General features: G+C 60.9%; 15 protein-coding genes and 1 tRNA gene. 4 read left to right on the top strand and 12 right to left on the bottom strand.

Annotated elements, in window-relative coordinates:
• Window positions 1–78: 78 nt before the first annotated feature.
• The 4 genes from wbaP to FG13_RS30125 form a co-directional block, all read right to left on the bottom strand.
• Window positions 79–1,542, bottom strand: a complete 1,464-nt coding sequence (gene wbaP, locus FG13_RS16575) for an undecaprenyl-phosphate galactose phosphotransferase WbaP (protein ID WP_051959149.1) — start codon at window positions 1,540–1,542, stop codon at window positions 79–81.
• Window positions 1,543–1,619: 77 nt separating this feature from the next.
• The gene (locus tag FG13_RS16570; protein ID WP_035822638.1) at window positions 1,620–3,038 is read right to left on the bottom strand and encodes a mannose-1-phosphate guanylyltransferase/mannose-6-phosphate isomerase; all 1,419 of its coding nucleotides are present in this window, start codon (window positions 3,036–3,038) and stop codon (window positions 1,620–1,622) included.
• Window positions 3,039–3,189: 151 nt separating this feature from the next.
• Complete coding sequence (locus FG13_RS16565; protein ID WP_035822636.1) at window positions 3,190–3,546, bottom strand: diacylglycerol kinase; 357 nt, start codon at window positions 3,544–3,546, stop codon at window positions 3,190–3,192.
• Between the two features lie 236 nt (window positions 3,547–3,782).
• On the bottom strand, window positions 3,783–4,034 hold the full coding sequence (locus FG13_RS30125) for a hypothetical protein (RefSeq protein WP_152598788.1): 252 nt from the start codon (window positions 4,032–4,034) through the stop codon (window positions 3,783–3,785).
• A 301-nt stretch (window positions 4,035–4,335) separates the two neighbouring features.
• On the opposite strand from FG13_RS30125, the gene FG13_RS16560 reads away from it, so the two are divergent.
• The 3 genes from FG13_RS16560 (at window position 4,336) to galE (ending at window position 6,351) form a co-directional block, all read left to right on the top strand.
• Window positions 4,336–4,409: transfer RNA gene (locus tag FG13_RS16560), tRNA-Gly, on the top strand.
• A 92-nt stretch (window positions 4,410–4,501) separates the two neighbouring features.
• Window positions 4,502–5,182 (top strand): tRNA (guanosine(46)-N7)-methyltransferase TrmB, encoded by a 681-nt coding sequence (trmB, locus tag FG13_RS16555; RefSeq protein ID WP_035822634.1) that lies wholly within the window; start codon window positions 4,502–4,504, stop codon window positions 5,180–5,182.
• 149 nt (window positions 5,183–5,331) lie between these two features.
• Entirely contained in the window at window positions 5,332–6,351 is a 1,020-nt protein-coding gene (gene galE, locus FG13_RS16550) for a UDP-glucose 4-epimerase GalE (protein ID WP_035822632.1), read from the top strand.
• A 179-nt stretch (window positions 6,352–6,530) separates the two neighbouring features.
• On the opposite strand, the gene FG13_RS16545 is transcribed toward galE, so the two are convergent.
• From FG13_RS16545 to FG13_RS16515, 7 genes are all read right to left on the bottom strand, one after another.
• Window positions 6,531–7,817: a Glu/Leu/Phe/Val family dehydrogenase gene (locus tag FG13_RS16545; RefSeq protein ID WP_035822630.1), complete on the bottom strand. Its 1,287-nt coding sequence runs from the start codon at window positions 7,815–7,817 to the stop codon at window positions 6,531–6,533.
• A 162-nt stretch (window positions 7,818–7,979) separates the two neighbouring features.
• On the bottom strand, window positions 7,980–8,957 hold the full coding sequence (locus FG13_RS16540; RefSeq protein ID WP_035822628.1) for a LysR family transcriptional regulator: 978 nt from the start codon (window positions 8,955–8,957) through the stop codon (window positions 7,980–7,982).
• Between the two features lie 44 nt (window positions 8,958–9,001).
• Complete coding sequence (locus FG13_RS16535) at window positions 9,002–9,496, bottom strand: hypothetical protein (protein ID WP_035822625.1); 495 nt, start codon at window positions 9,494–9,496, stop codon at window positions 9,002–9,004.
• On the bottom strand, window positions 9,496–11,319 hold the full coding sequence (gene recQ, locus FG13_RS16530; protein WP_035822620.1) for a DNA helicase RecQ: 1,824 nt from the start codon (window positions 11,317–11,319) through the stop codon (window positions 9,496–9,498). Before recQ ends, FG13_RS16535 begins: the two co-directional genes overlap by 1 nt.
• 6 nt (window positions 11,320–11,325) lie before the next feature.
• The gene (locus tag FG13_RS16525; protein WP_034785863.1) at window positions 11,326–12,171 is read right to left on the bottom strand and encodes an undecaprenyl-diphosphate phosphatase; all 846 of its coding nucleotides are present in this window, start codon (window positions 12,169–12,171) and stop codon (window positions 11,326–11,328) included.
• A 153-nt stretch (window positions 12,172–12,324) separates the two neighbouring features.
• Window positions 12,325–13,473 (bottom strand): MFS transporter, encoded by a 1,149-nt coding sequence (locus FG13_RS16520; RefSeq protein WP_051959146.1) that lies wholly within the window; start codon window positions 13,471–13,473, stop codon window positions 12,325–12,327.
• A 33-nt stretch (window positions 13,474–13,506) separates the two neighbouring features.
• A complete protein-coding gene (locus FG13_RS16515) occupies window positions 13,507–14,277 on the bottom strand; it encodes a DeoR/GlpR family DNA-binding transcription regulator (protein WP_035822614.1) in 771 nt (256 codons plus the stop codon).
• A 148-nt stretch (window positions 14,278–14,425) separates the two neighbouring features.
• On the opposite strand from FG13_RS16515, the gene FG13_RS16510 reads away from it, so the two are divergent.
• On the top strand, window positions 14,426–14,662 hold the full coding sequence (locus tag FG13_RS16510) for a hypothetical protein (RefSeq protein ID WP_152598787.1): 237 nt from the start codon (window positions 14,426–14,428) through the stop codon (window positions 14,660–14,662).
• Window positions 14,663–14,698: 36 nt separating this feature from the next.
• Here the strand turns inward: FG13_RS16510 and FG13_RS16505 are convergent, their stop codons facing one another.
• A complete protein-coding gene (locus FG13_RS16505; RefSeq protein WP_035822609.1) occupies window positions 14,699–14,971 on the bottom strand; it encodes a YkgJ family cysteine cluster protein in 273 nt (90 codons plus the stop codon).
• Window positions 14,972–14,998: the final 27 nt, after the last annotated feature.

Here is a 14,998-nt window from a genome sequence, read left to right as displayed (position 1 = left end):
GCCCCCTCGTCTGACTGACTTGAGTGCGAGGGAAGTTACCCATTTATAAAATGCCACCATGTCGGGTTGATGATGTTATTAATACGCGCCATCTTTTTTGAAAATGACTTTAACCGTTTTAAGCAGGATTACAATGTCATTGAATAAAGACCAGTTCTTGACATACCAGGCATCCAGATAAACGCGCGTATCATAGCTGACGTCATTCCTGCCGCTGACTTGCCATAGGCCTGTGACCCCGGGTTTCGCTTCCAGATAATAGTCTACCTGGGGGCCGTAACGCTCCAGTTCCGCATCGACAACGGGACGCGGCCCGACGAGGCTCATTTCGCCTTTCAGCACGTTCCATAGCTGCGGCAATTCATCGAGGCTGGTCCGACGCAGGAAGTGGCCGATCGAGGTGATGCGCGGGTCGTTCTTCAGTTTGAAATCACGGTCCCATTCGGCACGGGCTTCAGGATCGCGCTCCAGTAACTCCTTGAGCAAAACGTCGGCGTTCACGGCCATGGTGCGGAATTTGTAGCAGAGAAAATGCTTGCCATTCTGCCCCACGCGTTTGTGGCCGTAGAAGATGGGACGGCCAGATGCCATGACCTTGGCCGCGATCCACAGCAAGATGGGGGCGCCGACGATCAGCACGCAGATCGAGGCCGCCAGATCAAAGCAGCGCTTAATCAGTTGCAAGCCTGGCCGTGCGAGGTTGTTGCGCATGGTCAGCAGCAATACTTCATGTGCAAAGAAATGGTTGACCTCCATACCGTACAAGGGTAGCCCGCGTACGGCTGGCACAACTTGCATATTGGCAACGCAACGGCTGACTTGCTGGATCATGCTCTGATAAGTGTCGATACCGCCTTGTTCCAGGGCGACAACCGTATGCGGGTCGCCCAGCAACCTGAGCGTTTGTTCCGGGTTTTCACCTAGCTGAATGCAGGGCACGACTTGCTTGCTGCGGTTCACATAATGTTGTCCCAGGCGGTCTTGGCCTTCCGGTATCAGGAACGCAATCAGGCGATATCCCATCAACGCTTCCTCATCGAAGGCGCGCGCTGTTTGCAAGGCATTGTCACCCCATCCGATGATGACCATGGGGCGTATCCAGCCGCCAGCTTTCATCAGCAGGTATTTGACCATGCCGCGCAGCAGCAAGACACAGCATGGCACCAGCAGCCAGGTGGCCAACAGTGCCTCGCGCGAGGAGTCGCGCTTGTCGAGGAAGACCAGGGCAGCGTCGATCAGACCCATGACCATGGCGACCTTCAGGAGTTCCTTGATTTCATTCGAATAAGGACGGCGTTTGGCATGATGCCCCTTCAGTTTGAAGATAGCCACAGTAACTACGGATAGCAGACTGTAACTGAGCAGGCGCGAGCTATCCAGGCCAAAGCTGTTCAAGTCGCTGGCATCGAGCGTCCATTTTCCGGCAAACCAGAATGCCATGAACATGGCAAAGGCATCGGCAAAGGTGAGAAAATATTTCTCTGCCCTGCTGCTGCAATACCATTTCACTTCTTGTACAAAGATGCCTTCGATTGGTTTCATGATGACTTGCTAAACCTTATAAACTTCAGTGTAAATTCTTGCGGTGCCGCATGCATGGTGATGACGTATATGTTCTATCAAACGCGGCCGTAGCGGTCTTCAAAGCGGACAATATCGTCTTCCCCAAGGTAGCTACCCGATTGAATCTCAATCAATTCCAGCGGTAGCTTGCCCGGGTTGGCCAGGGAATGGACGACGCCGAGGGGAATATACGTGGACTGGTTCTCGGTCAGCAAATATTCCTTGTCGCCATTGGTGATCTGCGCCGTGCCGGAGACCACGATCCAGTGCTCGGCGCGGTGGTGATGCATTTGCAATGACAGCTTGGCGCCAGGCTTGACAGTGATCCGCTTGACCTGAAAGCGCTCGCCATTGCCGATGGAATCATAGGAGCCCCACGGACGGAAAACTTCACGGTGCATGGTGGCCTCGGGACGCTCCCTGGCGACCAGTTGCGCAACCAAGGTTTTTGTTTGTTGTGCCTGGTCCGCATCCATGACCAGCACGGCATCGGCCGTTTCCACGATCACGGTATTGCGCATGCCGATGGCGGTGACCAGGCGGCTAGTGCTGTGTACCAGGCAATCGTTGCAATCCTGAATCAGCACATCGCCATGGGCGCTATTGCTATCGGCATCTTTTTCCGCCACGTCGAGTACGGCTTTCCAGGAGCCAATATCATTCCAGCCCGCATCGAGGGCGATGGTCGAGGCATGGCTGGTGCACTCCATGACGGCGTAGTCGACGGCGATATCGGGGCTTGCGGCGTAGGCATCCTTGTCCAGGCGAATGAAGTCGAGGTCGCTCTTTGCTGCGGCGATGGCAGCGCGGCAAGCGGCCAGGACGGCGGGCTGAAAGCGTTCCAGCTCTTCCAGGTAGCGGCTGGCGCGGAACAGGAACATGCCGCTGTTCCAGAAGTAGTCGCCGCTGGCGATATATTGTTCTGCAAGCGCCAGGGCCGGCTTTTCCACGAATTCAAGTACGCGTTGGACTTGCCCGTTTGCAGCGCCCTCGGCGCGAATATAGCCGTATCCTGTTTCTGGACCCGTTGGCGTGATGCCGAAAGTCAGCAAATTACCTGCCTCTGCAGCAGTACGCGCCAGCGCGATGGTCCGATGGAACGCCGGGGTATCCAGAATGACGTGATCCGATGGCAGCACCAGCAGGAGCGGATCTTCGCCGTTCTCCATTGCATGCAAGGCGGCCGAGGCGATCGCCGGCGCCGTATTGCGGCGCATGGGTTCGAGTAACAGGCGGCTATGTTCCAGGCCGATCTCACGCACTTGCTCCGCGACAATAAAGCGCGAGGATTCGTTGCATACCAGCAGTGCTGGCGACGCGCTGTCGATATCTGCCAGGCGTTGCAGCGTTTGTTGCAGCATGCTGCCTTGAGTGGACAAGCGCAGAAACTGCTTTGGGAACGCCTCGCGCGAAAGAGGCCATAAACGTGTGCCGGAACCACCACAAAGAATTACCGGTAGGAGGGGAATAGTCATCTATGCTTCAATGTAAATGTAATTATTGCCAATGGGGGCAATATTCTAATGAATTACAGCGATCTCTGTCTTTTCTCCCGACGCTATTGGGCCTGGGAGGCAGGTAGTTCAGCTCATCCTGTATTGTAGTTTGCTACCCCGGTATTCCTGCTTAGCACACAACGTTTTCAAGCAAAAAAGCAACAAAGACGCATAGGGCACTGATACTGAGAATGAGTACGGCTCCTGCGGCGCAATCCTTGGCGATCTTGATACTGGGATGGAGGGCCGGGTGGAGGTGATCAATCAAATTTTCGAGGGCGGTGTTGAAGAGTTCCGCAGCGAGGACCATGCCACAGTTAAGCAATAACAACGCCCACCAGATCATCGCTGGCCGGTAGCAGGCAAGTACAAGCAATACCAGGAGGGCGGCAAGGCATTGCAGCCGGAAGCTCGATTCCATGCGGAAGGCGGCACTCAAGCCTTGCAGGGCAAATCCCATGCGTTTATGGAAAGGCTGGTTTTTCATTGGCTATGCATGATTGGTCAGGGCGTTTCATGTTCCTGACGGCCGGTGCGCTTCAGCGCGCGCATTATTGAAGAAAAATAAAAAGCCCGTTTTCAAGAAATGAAAAAGGGCTTTTAGCGAGGAAGTGGCGCTGCGTATGACAAGGCCAGCTTCTCGGGGGACCAGGCCAGCGTGTCGAGGTTTGACGTCAATCCGCAGGCTTGGTCTTGTCTGTTTCAGCCAGAGGCGTCGACAGATTACTTGGCGTGGCTTGAGGGCGTGTGCGCGGTGGTCGAATCCGAGCTAGCAGCACCAGCCACAACGGCAACTGCTGCGCCGATTGCGATCAGGGCGCTCGTGCTCAGGCCGGCAACAGTGCCGCCGACGGCAGCGCCGGTAGCGCCAGCAGCTGGTGCAGCTGCTGCTGGTGCAGGAGCTGGTGCCGATTGAGCCATGGCTTGTGCGGAAGCGAAGCACAGGATTGCCGAAGCGATCAGAATTTTCTTCATGGGATATCCTTTTAGGTTGAACAGCGGGAATGCTAAACTGTCACGCGATTGTAGCAACATTTCTCCAGCTAGTCTGTGCCACACAGTTCACGGTAACAATAATTTATTCTATTTTAGCGGTATACCAAACTATTCATCGTGTCCGGCCGCCCGCATTGTTGTGCTATATCAACAAAAACGACATCGTACCGATGTGACTTTATTTGTCTTTTTTATAAACTATCGCGAGAATTGGCGGAAAATTCGAAAGCGACCCGCAAGTTTGCCAAGTCCTTGCCATCCCGCGTAAAATGCAGGCTTCGCGGGTGTAGCTCAATGGTAGAGCAGAAGCTTCCCAAGCTTACGACGAGGGTTCGATTCCCTTCACCCGCTCCATTTTTCGCTGGCGCCTGGCTTGATGCGGCGCAGCCACTTATTTCTCCATTCCCATGTCTTCTGATACCCCAGCAAACGGCCCGGCGCGGCCGATGATGTACGATCCGACCGAACACCGCATCCGCAGTTTCGTGACCCGCGCGGGACGACTTTCCGTGGCGCAGGCGCGCGCGCTCGAGACCCTTGGGCCGCAGTTCCTGCTGCCTTTCGCCAAGGAATCGATGGATTTCGAGCAGGTGTTCGGCCGCAAGGCGCCTGTCATCCTGGAAATCGGCTTCGGCATGGGCGCGACGACGGCGCATATCGCCAAAGCCATGCCGGAGAAGGATTTTATTGGCGTCGAAGTGCATACGCCCGGTGTCGGCAGTCTGTTGAAGCTGATCGGCGAAGAGTCGCTGACGAATCTGCGCCTGCTGCAGCACGATGCGGTGGAAGTGCTCACGCACATGATTCCCGCCAATTCGCTGGCTGGCATCCACGTTTTCTTCCCCGATCCATGGCACAAGGCGCGCCATAACAAGCGCCGCCTGATACAGTCGCCGTTCGTCAAGCAGTTGACCGAGCGCCTGGCGCCGGGCGGCTATCTGCATTGCGCCACCGACTGGGAAGATTACGCGGTGCAAATGCTGGACGTGCTGGGTGCCGAGCCGCAACTGCGCAATAGCGCTGAGGGCTACGCGCCGCAACCGGCGTATCGTCCGCTGACCAAATTTGAAAACCGTGGCTTGAAGCTGGGCCATGGCGTGTGGGATCTGGTGTTCATCAAGAAATAACCTGGCGGTTTGCCCACCTGTGCCGTTTGCACGAGAACAAGCCTGCCGCGGCGACGCTGCAGGCTTTTTTAATGCGCGCGCTAGCGTGCGCTGGCTAGGCAAGGCGGGCGAATTACGGTAGTCTTATCTTTTTTGCATTGGTTGATATTATGTCCAAGAAAATACTCGTGACGGGCGCATCCGGTTTCATCGGTTCGCATACGTGTGTGGAATTGCTGGCTGCCGGCTTTGATGTCGTTGCGGTGGATAATCTGTGCAACAGCGCGCGCGAAGCGATGGCGCGCGTGGAGCGCATTGCCGGTAAAAGCGTGCCCTTCTATGAAGCGGACGTGCGCGACCGCGTGGCCATGGCCGCCGTCTTGCGCGAGCACGCCATCGATGCCGTGATCCATTTCGCGGGATTGAAGGCGGTGGGGGAATCCGTGGTGCAGCCGCTGATGTATATGGATAACAATGTGTCGGGTACCGTGGCGCTGCTGGAAGTGCTGGCGGCGGCGAAGGTGCAGCGTTTTGTCTTCAGCTCGTCGGCCACCGTGTATGGCGATCCGGAAGCCTTGCCGATCCTGGAATCGTCGCGCCTGTCCGTGACCAACCCGTATGGACGCTCGAAGCTGATGGTCGAGCAGATACTGGCCGATCTCGTGCATGCCGATGCGCAATGGCAAGTCGGCGTGCTGCGCTACTTTAATCCCGTCGGCGCGCATGCCAGCGGCTTGATCGGCGAAGATCCGGCGGGCATCCCGAACAACCTGATGCCCTTCATCGCCCAGGTGGCCGTGGGTCGCCGCGAACGCCTGGCCGTCTTCGGCGATGACTACGCTACGCCGGATGGCACGGGGGTGCGCGACTACATCCACGTGGTCGACCTGGCGCTGGGTCATGTGGCCGCGTTGAACCGCCTGTTTGCCACCGAGGGCGGCTTCACCGTCAACCTGGGCACGGGCCACGGCTACAGCGTGCTCGACACCGTACGCGCCTTCGAAGCGGCCAGCGGCCGCAAGGTGCCGTACGACATCGTGCCGCGCCGCCCCGGCGACATCGCCAGCTGCTACGCCTCGGCCGACAAGGCAAAGGAATTGCTGGGCTGGCAAGCACAGAAAAACATCGACGACATGTGCCGTGACCACTGGCGCTGGCAGCACCAGAATCCGCAAGGCTACGCAGCTTGACGCAAATCGAGCACCCATAAAAAATCCCGCTCACACGCAAGTGTGGCGGGATTTTTTTTAGAGCGCCAGCAAACCAATGGCGCCTGAAAAATGTCTGGGGCTAGGCGCAAAGCCGAAGACAGTACGCTAGTACGGCGAGGCGAAGCAACAACGCCCCCAGGCATTTTCTCAGGCAGCCATTATGGATACAAGCCGCGCACTTCGCGAGCTTGCAGCACGCGTGTGCATGCCAGGATGAAGGTCGCGGTACGCATCGACACTTTCTTCTCCTGCGACACTTGCCATACCGAGTCGAACGCTTCGCGCATGATGCGGGTCAGGCGGCTGTTGATTTCTTCTTCCGTCCAGAAGAAGCTCGAGAAGTTCTGCGCCCACTCGAAGTAGCTGACGGTCACGCCGCCGGCGTTGGCCAGCACGTCCGGCACGATCAGCACGCCGCGGTCGGTCAGGATGTCGTCCGCTGCCGGCAGGGTCGGGCCGTTGGCGCCTTCCAGGATGATCTTGGCGCGGATGACTTGTGCGCGTTCAGCCGTGATCTGCTGTTCCAGCGCGGCCGGGATCAGGATGTCGCAATCGATGCCCCAGAAATCTTCGCGTGGCACGAATGCCTCGGCGCCCGGGAAGCCTTCGACGCTGCCCACTTCGGCCACGTGTGCCAGCAATTGCGGGATGTTCAGGCCGCCGGCATGCACGACGGTGGTCTTGTGGTCTTGTACCGCGACCACTTTCGAGCCGGCTTCAGCGAACATGCGGGCAGCGACGCCGCCCACGTTGCCGAAACCTTGCACGATGACTTTCGCGCCTTCGAGCGACATGCCGACCTTGGCGGCCGCATCGCAACCGACGACGAAGACGCCGCGGCCCGTCGCATCGCGGCGGCCCAGGCTGCCGCCCAGCGAGATTGGTTTACCCGTCACCACGCCGGTCGACATATTGCCGCCGATCATGGCGTAGCTGTCCATCATCCACGCCATGACTTGTTCATTCGTGTTGACGTCCGGCGCCGGGATATCCTTGTTCGGTCCGATGATCATGCTGATCTCGCTCGTATAGCGGCGGGTCAGACGTTGCAGTTCGTTGCGCGACAGGGTCTTCGGATCGACACGGATACCGCCCTTGGCGCCGCCGTATGGCACGTTGACCGCTGCATTCTTGACCGTCATCCAGGCCGACAGGGCCATCACTTCCGACAGGGTCACGTCCTGGTGGAAGCGCACGCCGCCTTTGCCCGGGCCGCGCGACAGATTGTGCTGCACGCGGTAGCCTTCGTAGTGGGCAATGGTGCCGTCATCGCGCTCGATAGGCACGTCGACCGTCAGGATGCGCTTTGGACGCTTCAGCGTTTCCACCCAGCGCGACAGGTTGCCCAGGTACGGCGTAACGCGGTCGATCTGCTCGAGGTAGACGCCCCATGGGCCCAGGTCTTCAGGATTCAGGTAGGAAGGAAGTGCGTGCTTGCTGGTCATGCTTGATAAGCTCCTGGACAATACGAATACGTTAGAGGCACAGCCGAGATGCAGCTGCGCGCAGCGGAACCGCATCGTAGGCGATAGCCTCATGCCCCGGCCAATGCTTTGTGCGCATCCGGTTATGCATTTATTGCATAGTTGTATTGCCAGGATTGCCAGTCAGGATCGGGTAGCCTCGGCTGCGCGCTTGCGGCGCTTGCCCATGCGCGCTTTGCCTTCCTGCGCCTGCACCAGGTACTGCCACAGGCTTTCGACGATCTGCTTGCCAGGGCGCAGGCTCGATGGGCGCTCGCGATATAAACGGATTTCCAGCTCGATTTCCCAGCCGGGCGCGCCGCCGTCGGCGCGTGCCAGATGCTTGTATTTGACGTCGCGCATGACGGCCGATTCGGGCAGGAAGGCGATGCCGCGTCCCTCCAGCGCCATCATTTTGAGGCCTTCGGCCATGTCCGTTTCGTAGCAGGTTTCCAGGAACAGCGGTGCCTTGGCGTCGGCCAGAAGCAGTTCCACCATGCGTCCCAGGTAGGCATTGCTGGTGTAGGAAAGGAAGGGCAGCGGCTCCTTGGCGCTGCCGGGCAGGACGAAGTCCGGCACCTTGTCCTGGCCGCAGCGCGCATACGCGCGCAGGGTTTCGCGGCCCATCACCAGCATGTCGTAGCGGCCCGGGTCCAGCTGCACCGGCTGGCGCGGATGGTGGTAGCACAGCAGCAAATCGCAGCCGCCGTCGACCAGCTGCAGCACGGCGTCGTGCACGTTCAGCGCCATCAGGCGGCTGTTGATCGGCGCAAAACCTTCTTCCAGCGCCGTCAGCCACTTCGGCATGAAGGTCAGAGACAGGGTATGCGGCACGGCGAAATCGACGCTCGTTTGCGTGGCGGCGCGCTTGCCGCGCAACAGCGCGCGCACGCCATTGATTTGCCCCAGCATTTCCAGCGCCTGTTCGTAGAACACGGCGCCGGCCGGCGTCAAGCGCGTCGGGTAGGACGTGCGGTCGACCAGGTCGATGCCGAGCCAGTTTTCCAGCGACTGGATGCGCCGCGAGAAGGCTGGCTGGGTGACGTGGCGCAGGGCCGCGGAACGGCTGAAATTATGCGTTTCAGCGAGCGAGATGAAGTCTTCCAGCCATTTGGTTTCCATCGCGGCAGCGTTCTCTTATCAAGGGCAGGGGCAAGGTGAAGTGCTCAGGGCGTCTCGGGCGATGCCGCCGGCTGGTACAGCGCGGCTGGCAGGCCGAAGAAAGACGGCGGGCCCAGGGTCGTGCCATCGAGCGAGCCGCCCGCGTTCAGGGCCTTGTTGATGGCCGCCAGCAGGGAGCTGCGGTCGGCCAGGTTTTGTATCAGCGCGCGCGGGCCGTTGTGGAAAGTGTGCTGGGCGATGTCCGCGGCGACGACAAAGATCGGTTCGCGGCGCAGGGGAAACTCCACCCATTCGCCGTCGTCGTCCTGCGCGCAGAACGTATCGGGCAAGGTCATGTTTTCGGCGCCGGGAAGGTGCGACGCCAGCACCAGGCCGAAGGCTTCCGGCACCACGTCGGCCAGGCGGCGCACGGTGAGGTCGTCCTGCACCAGGGCGCGTACTTGTGCTTCCACCGCATCTTCGGCGTCAGGCTGGGCGCCGAGGATTTTCACGGCCTGGTAAATCAGGTCCGGCGAGAGCGCTTCCATCAAATCTTCCATCAAATCATCTCCAGAATCATGGCGACGATTTCGTCGCCGTACGAGGCCAGTTTTTTCTCGCCCACGCCGCTCACGCCGCGCATCTGCTCGAGCGAAGTAGGCTTGGCCTTGGCGATTTCGCGCAGGGTGGCGTCGACAAAAATCACGTACGCCGGCACGTTGTGCGTGCGCGCCGTCTCCACGCGCCACCAGCGCAGCTTGTCGAAGATCGCCTGTTCGCTGGTGGACAGATCCGTCTCGACATAGCCCTTCGCCACGCTGGTGCTGCGCTTGCTGGTTTTCACCGGTTTCTGGTACTGGCGCAGCTGCACTTTCTGGCCGCCCTTGAGCACGGGGCGCGAAGCGTCCGTCAGTTTCAGCGAGCTGTATTGTTCATGGTCGACCGAGACGAGGCCCAGCGCGATGGCCTGGCGCAAAATCGATTTCCATTCCGCTTCGCCCAGGTCCGAGCCGATGCCAAACACCGACAAGGAATCGTGGTGCCAGGTCTTGATGCGTTCCGATTCCACGCCGCGCAGCACGTCGATCACGTGGCCGCCGGCGAAGCGCTGGTCGACGCGGTAGATGGCCGACAGCAGTTTTTGCACGGGCACGGTGCCGTCGAAGGACACGGGTGGCACTAAACAGGTATCGCAATTGCCGCACGGCGAAGCCGGTTCACCGAAGTATTCGAGGAGGCGCATGCGGCGGCAGCTGAGCGTTTCGCACAGGCCAAGCATGGCGTCGAGTTTCACGCCCAGCACGCGCTTGAAAGTGTCGTCCGCTTCCGATTCGTCGATCATGCGCCGCTGCAGCACCACGTCCTGCAAGCCGTACGCCATCCAGGCGTTGGCGGCCATGCCGTCGCGGCCCGCGCGCCCCGTTTCCTGGTAATAGCCCTCGATACTTTTCGGCAGATCCAGATGCGCGACGAAGCGCACGTCGGGCTTGTCGATACCCATGCCGAAGGCGATGGTGGCGACCATGACGATGTTTTCTTCGCGCAGGAAGCGCGCCTGGTTGGCGCTGCGCTTGGCGTACTCCATGCCGGCGTGATACGGCAGGGCGCGGATGCCGCTCTGGTTCAGAAATTCCGCCGTCTCTTCGACCTTTTTGCGTGACAGGCAGTAGACGATGCCGCAGTCGCCCGTGTGTTCCGTGTTGATGAAGTCGAGCAGCTGCTTGCGGCCATTCGCCTTTTCCACGATCTGGTAGCGGATGTTCGGGCGGTCGAAGGACGAGACGAACTGGCGCGCGTCTTCCAGCTGCAAACGCAGGGCGATTTCGGCGCGCGTCTGCGGGTCGGCCGTGGCCGTGAGCGCGATGCGCGGCACGTCCGGGAACTGCTCGTGCAGCACCGACAGCTTGATGTATTCGGGACGGAAGTCGTGACCCCACTGGGCCACGCAGTGCGCCTCGTCGATGGCGAACAGGGAGATTTTCGAGGCCTGGAACAGGTCCAGGCAGCGCTGCGTCATCAGGCGCTCGGGCGCCACGTAGACGACGTCGATGCCGCCCGTGCGCACCAGGCGTTCGATGCGGCTCGCTTCTTCGTAGGTTTGCGTGGAATTGAGGAAGGCGGCGCGCACGCCGACTTCGGCCAAAGCGTCCACCTGGTCCTGCATCAGCGCGATCAGCGGCGAGACGACGACGCCGACACCGTCGCGCAGCAGCGCGGGAATCTGATAGCACAGCGACTTGCCGCCGCCCGTGGGCATCAGTACCAGCGCGTCGCCGCCATGGCTGACGTGGTCGACGATGTCGGCTTGCTGGCCGCGGAAGGCCGGGTAGCCGAAAACGGTTTGCAGCAGGTGCAGCGCGCGCTGGTTAAGATCTTGATTCATAGTGCCTTATTCTGCCCAAACAACCCAGCCGTAGTGGGCGCTGGCCAACACCAGCAAGCCGAACACAATGCGGTACCAGGCAAAAAACGTGAAGTCGTGCGAACTGATATAGCGCAGCAGCCAGCGCACGCACAGGAAGGCGGAGATGAAGGCAGACACGGTGCCCAGGCCAAACAGGGGCACGTCGGTGGCCGACAGGATGTCGCGCGCTTTGTACAGCGAGTAGAAGGTGGCCGCCAGCAGGGTTGGGATGGCCAGGAAGAACGAGAATTCGGTGGCCGTCTTGCGCGACAGGCCCAGCAGCATGCCGCCGATGATGGTCGAGCCGGAGCGGCTGGTGCCGGGGATCAGCGCGAACGCCTGCGCGCAGCCCACTTTCAGGGCGTCGAACGGCGTCATTTCATCGACCGAGTTGACGCGCACGGTGACGGGATTGGTGCGCGCGCGGCGCTCCACCAGCAAGATCACGATGCCGCCAATGATGAAGGCCATGGCCACCGGTACTGGCTTGAACAGCGCATGCTTGATCATCTTGCCGATGGCCAGGCCGATGATGGCCAGGGGCAGGAAGGCGATGGCCACGTTCAGCACGAACTTGCGCGATTTGGCTTCGCTGCCGAAGGTGGTCAGCACGCTGCCGATGCGCTGGCGGTATTCCCAGCACACGGCCAGGATGGCGCCGGCCTGGATGGCGATCTCGAAGACATCCATGACCTCTTTCGAGACATCCTTGGTAAAGTCGAGCAGGCTGCCGGCCAGGATCAGGTGACCCGTGGACGAAATCGGCAAGAATTCGGTAAAACCTTCGACCAGCCCCATGATGATGGCTTTTAACGCAAGAATGAGATCCATAGGTATAAACGGGTATAAGTGGCAGGATGGGGTGAGTGTGCGGCGCCCGCAATGTGCGCGGGGTCGAAGCTTACCATGCCGCAGGCCCGCGGACCTTATTTGGGCGCAGTTGGGCGGCGCTTTTTTAGCGCCGTCCGCCAGGCGAGGGGAGGCTCAGGAAGCCTGTTTTTCCGGCGCCACCAGGCGCGCGCTGGCCGCCACCAGCAGCAGGGCGGCGCCCAGCATGGCGAAAGCGATATTCAGGCTGGTGGCGTGGGCGATGAAGCCGATCACGGCCGGACCGGCCAGGATGCCCGCATAGCCGATGGTGGTGATGGCTGCCACGGCAAGGCTGGCTGGCATGGCATGCTGATTGCCCGCCGCCGTAAACAGGATGGGCACGATGTTCGCCGCGCCCAGGCCGATCAGCACGAAGCCCGCCATGGCCAGGCTGGCGTGCGGCGCCATGACGGCCAGGAAGAAGCCTGCCGCTGCGCACAGGCCGCCAAAAGTAAGCACCCGCTTGCCGCCAAAGCGGCTGACCACCTTGTCGCCCGTAAATCGACCGACCGTCATGGCGATGGCGAAGGCCGCGTAGCCGAGGCCGCCCTTGGCTTCTTCGACGCCGCGCGTGGTGGTGAGGAACAGGGCGCTCCAGTCGAGGATGGCGCCTTCGGCCAGGAAGACGATAAAGCACAGCAAGCCGATGAAAATGACGGCGCCATGCGGCATGACGAACAGCGGCGTCTTTTCGCCGGAAGCGGACGCCGTCGGCAGCAGATGGCCTTGCGCCGCGCCCAGCACGCCGCACAGCAGCAGCATCACCACCACGCAGGACCAGGCCGGCGTCAGGCCCAGCCACAGCAGCAGGGCCATGCAGGCCGCGCCGGCGAAGCCGCCCACGCTGAACAGGGCGTGAAAGCCCGACATCATGGCGCCGCCGTTGGCTTTTTCGATGATCACGGCCTGGATATTGATGGCCACGTCGAAGGTGCCCATGGCCGCGCCAAACACCAGCAGCACCAGGCCCAGTTGCAGCGGCGTGGCGGCCAGCGCCAGGCCGGGCAGGATGGCGGTCAGCAGCAGGCCGGCGCCGGCGATGACCTTGCGGCAGCCGAAGCGTGCCGTGAGCATGCCCGTAAACGGCATCGCGCACAGCGAGCCGGCGCCCAGGCACAGCAGCAAAATACCGAGAGTGGCTTCATCGAGGCCCAGGCGCGACTTGGCGTAGGGAACCAGCGGTGCCCAGGCGGCCATGCCGAGGCCGGCGGCGAAGAAGACCAGGCGCGTGGCGCGTTGTTGCAGGGTGCCGGTGAGATGCATGGGGGAACTTTTCAAAGGTCGGGGTGGATAAAATCAGGCGCGGGCGCGCAGCACTTGCACGCCCAGCCGTTCAAAGGCGGCGATGTGGACAGCGTCGGCATCGGCTTCCAGCACCAGGTGCTGCAGCAAGCCCGTGGCCAGCACGCCGAATGGTGCGGCCGTGCCCAGCTTGTCGCTGGTGACGGCCACCACCACCGCCTTGCTGGCGCCGGCGATGCTGCGCTTGAATTCGGCCTCGTCATAATTAAAGGCCGTCACGCCCGCGTCCGCGTCGGCGCCGCAAGCGCCGAGGAAACACAGGTCGGGATGCATGCGCTCGACGGTGCGCAAGGCTTGCGGACCCAGGCTGGCGCCGGCGCGGCGGTCGACCCGGCCGCCAGCCATGATCAGCTCGATTTCCGGGCGTTCCATGAGCGCCATGGCAATGGCTGGTGCGTTGGTGATGACAGTGAGCGCCAACTCTGGCAAGGCGCTGGCGATGGCCAGGTTGGTCGAACCCGCATCAAAAAACAGCACCTGGCCCGCGCGCACGAGTGACACGGCCGCCTGCGCCAGGCGCGCCTTGCGTTCCGGCGCTTCCTGCTTGCGCTGCGTCAAGGTGCCACCGTCGGGCGCCAGCGGCAGGGCGCCGCCATACACGCGCTGGCACAGGCCGGCCGCCGCCATCTCGCGCAGGTCGCGCCGTATTGTATCTTCGGACACGTCGAGCTGGCGCGCCAGATCGAGCGCCAGCACGCGTCCATCGGCATGCAATTGTTGCTGGATCAACGCGTGGCGTTGTTTAAGGAGCAGGGTGGCGGACATCGGTATATGTTTGAAACGTGCAGGAATGTGCATGAATATACGCAAACGTGCAGATGGAGTCAAGCGTACGCTACGCTTCCGTCAAATATGGCCGAAAAAATATAAACTCTGTTAGTGTTGTAAAAAATGGAATGAAATAAGGGAAGCCATGTTTTCAGTTACTTCTTTCAAGGCAAGCTTGCCAGGCCGCGCCCTGCGCCGCAGTGGATGGTTGATCCTGGGCATGATGATCGTGTTGAACGCGCTGCATTACTTGCGCAATGGCACGCTGGGCTGGAGCGATGCACGCGATTCCGTGTTCCTGCTGTTAATCTATTTCGGGATTGCCACATTGCTGGAATACAAGCGCCAGCGCGACGCCGAGGAAGCGGAGGACGCGCGCTGAGCACGGGGCAGGCAGGGACGCCGTTCGTCGCGCCGCTCAGGGCGCCGTCAGCCGTTCCAGCTCGGCCAGCCAGTGCACCGCGTGTTCGCGGCTGTCGCCGCACATCTCTGCCGATGGCTGCAAGCCGCCGCAAAACGCGGGCCGCTGCGGCTGGCCAAAGATCTTGCAACGGTTGTCGTCGGCCAGCTGCACGCAGCGCACGCCCGCAGGTTTTCCATCCGGCATGCCGGGAATCGGGCTGGTGATGGACGGTGCGGTGCAGCAGGCGCCGCACGAGGGACGGCATGCCAGGGTGGCGGATGGTGACATGGGATTTCAGACGGGCGGGTGAGGAGC

The organism is Janthinobacterium sp. RA13 (assembly GCF_000745325.1).
Lineage (GTDB): Bacteria > Pseudomonadota > Gammaproteobacteria > Burkholderiales > Burkholderiaceae_D > Janthinobacterium > Janthinobacterium rivuli.
The sequence above is the reverse complement of the archived record's forward strand: the minus strand, read 5'-3'. Positions and strand labels throughout refer to the sequence as shown.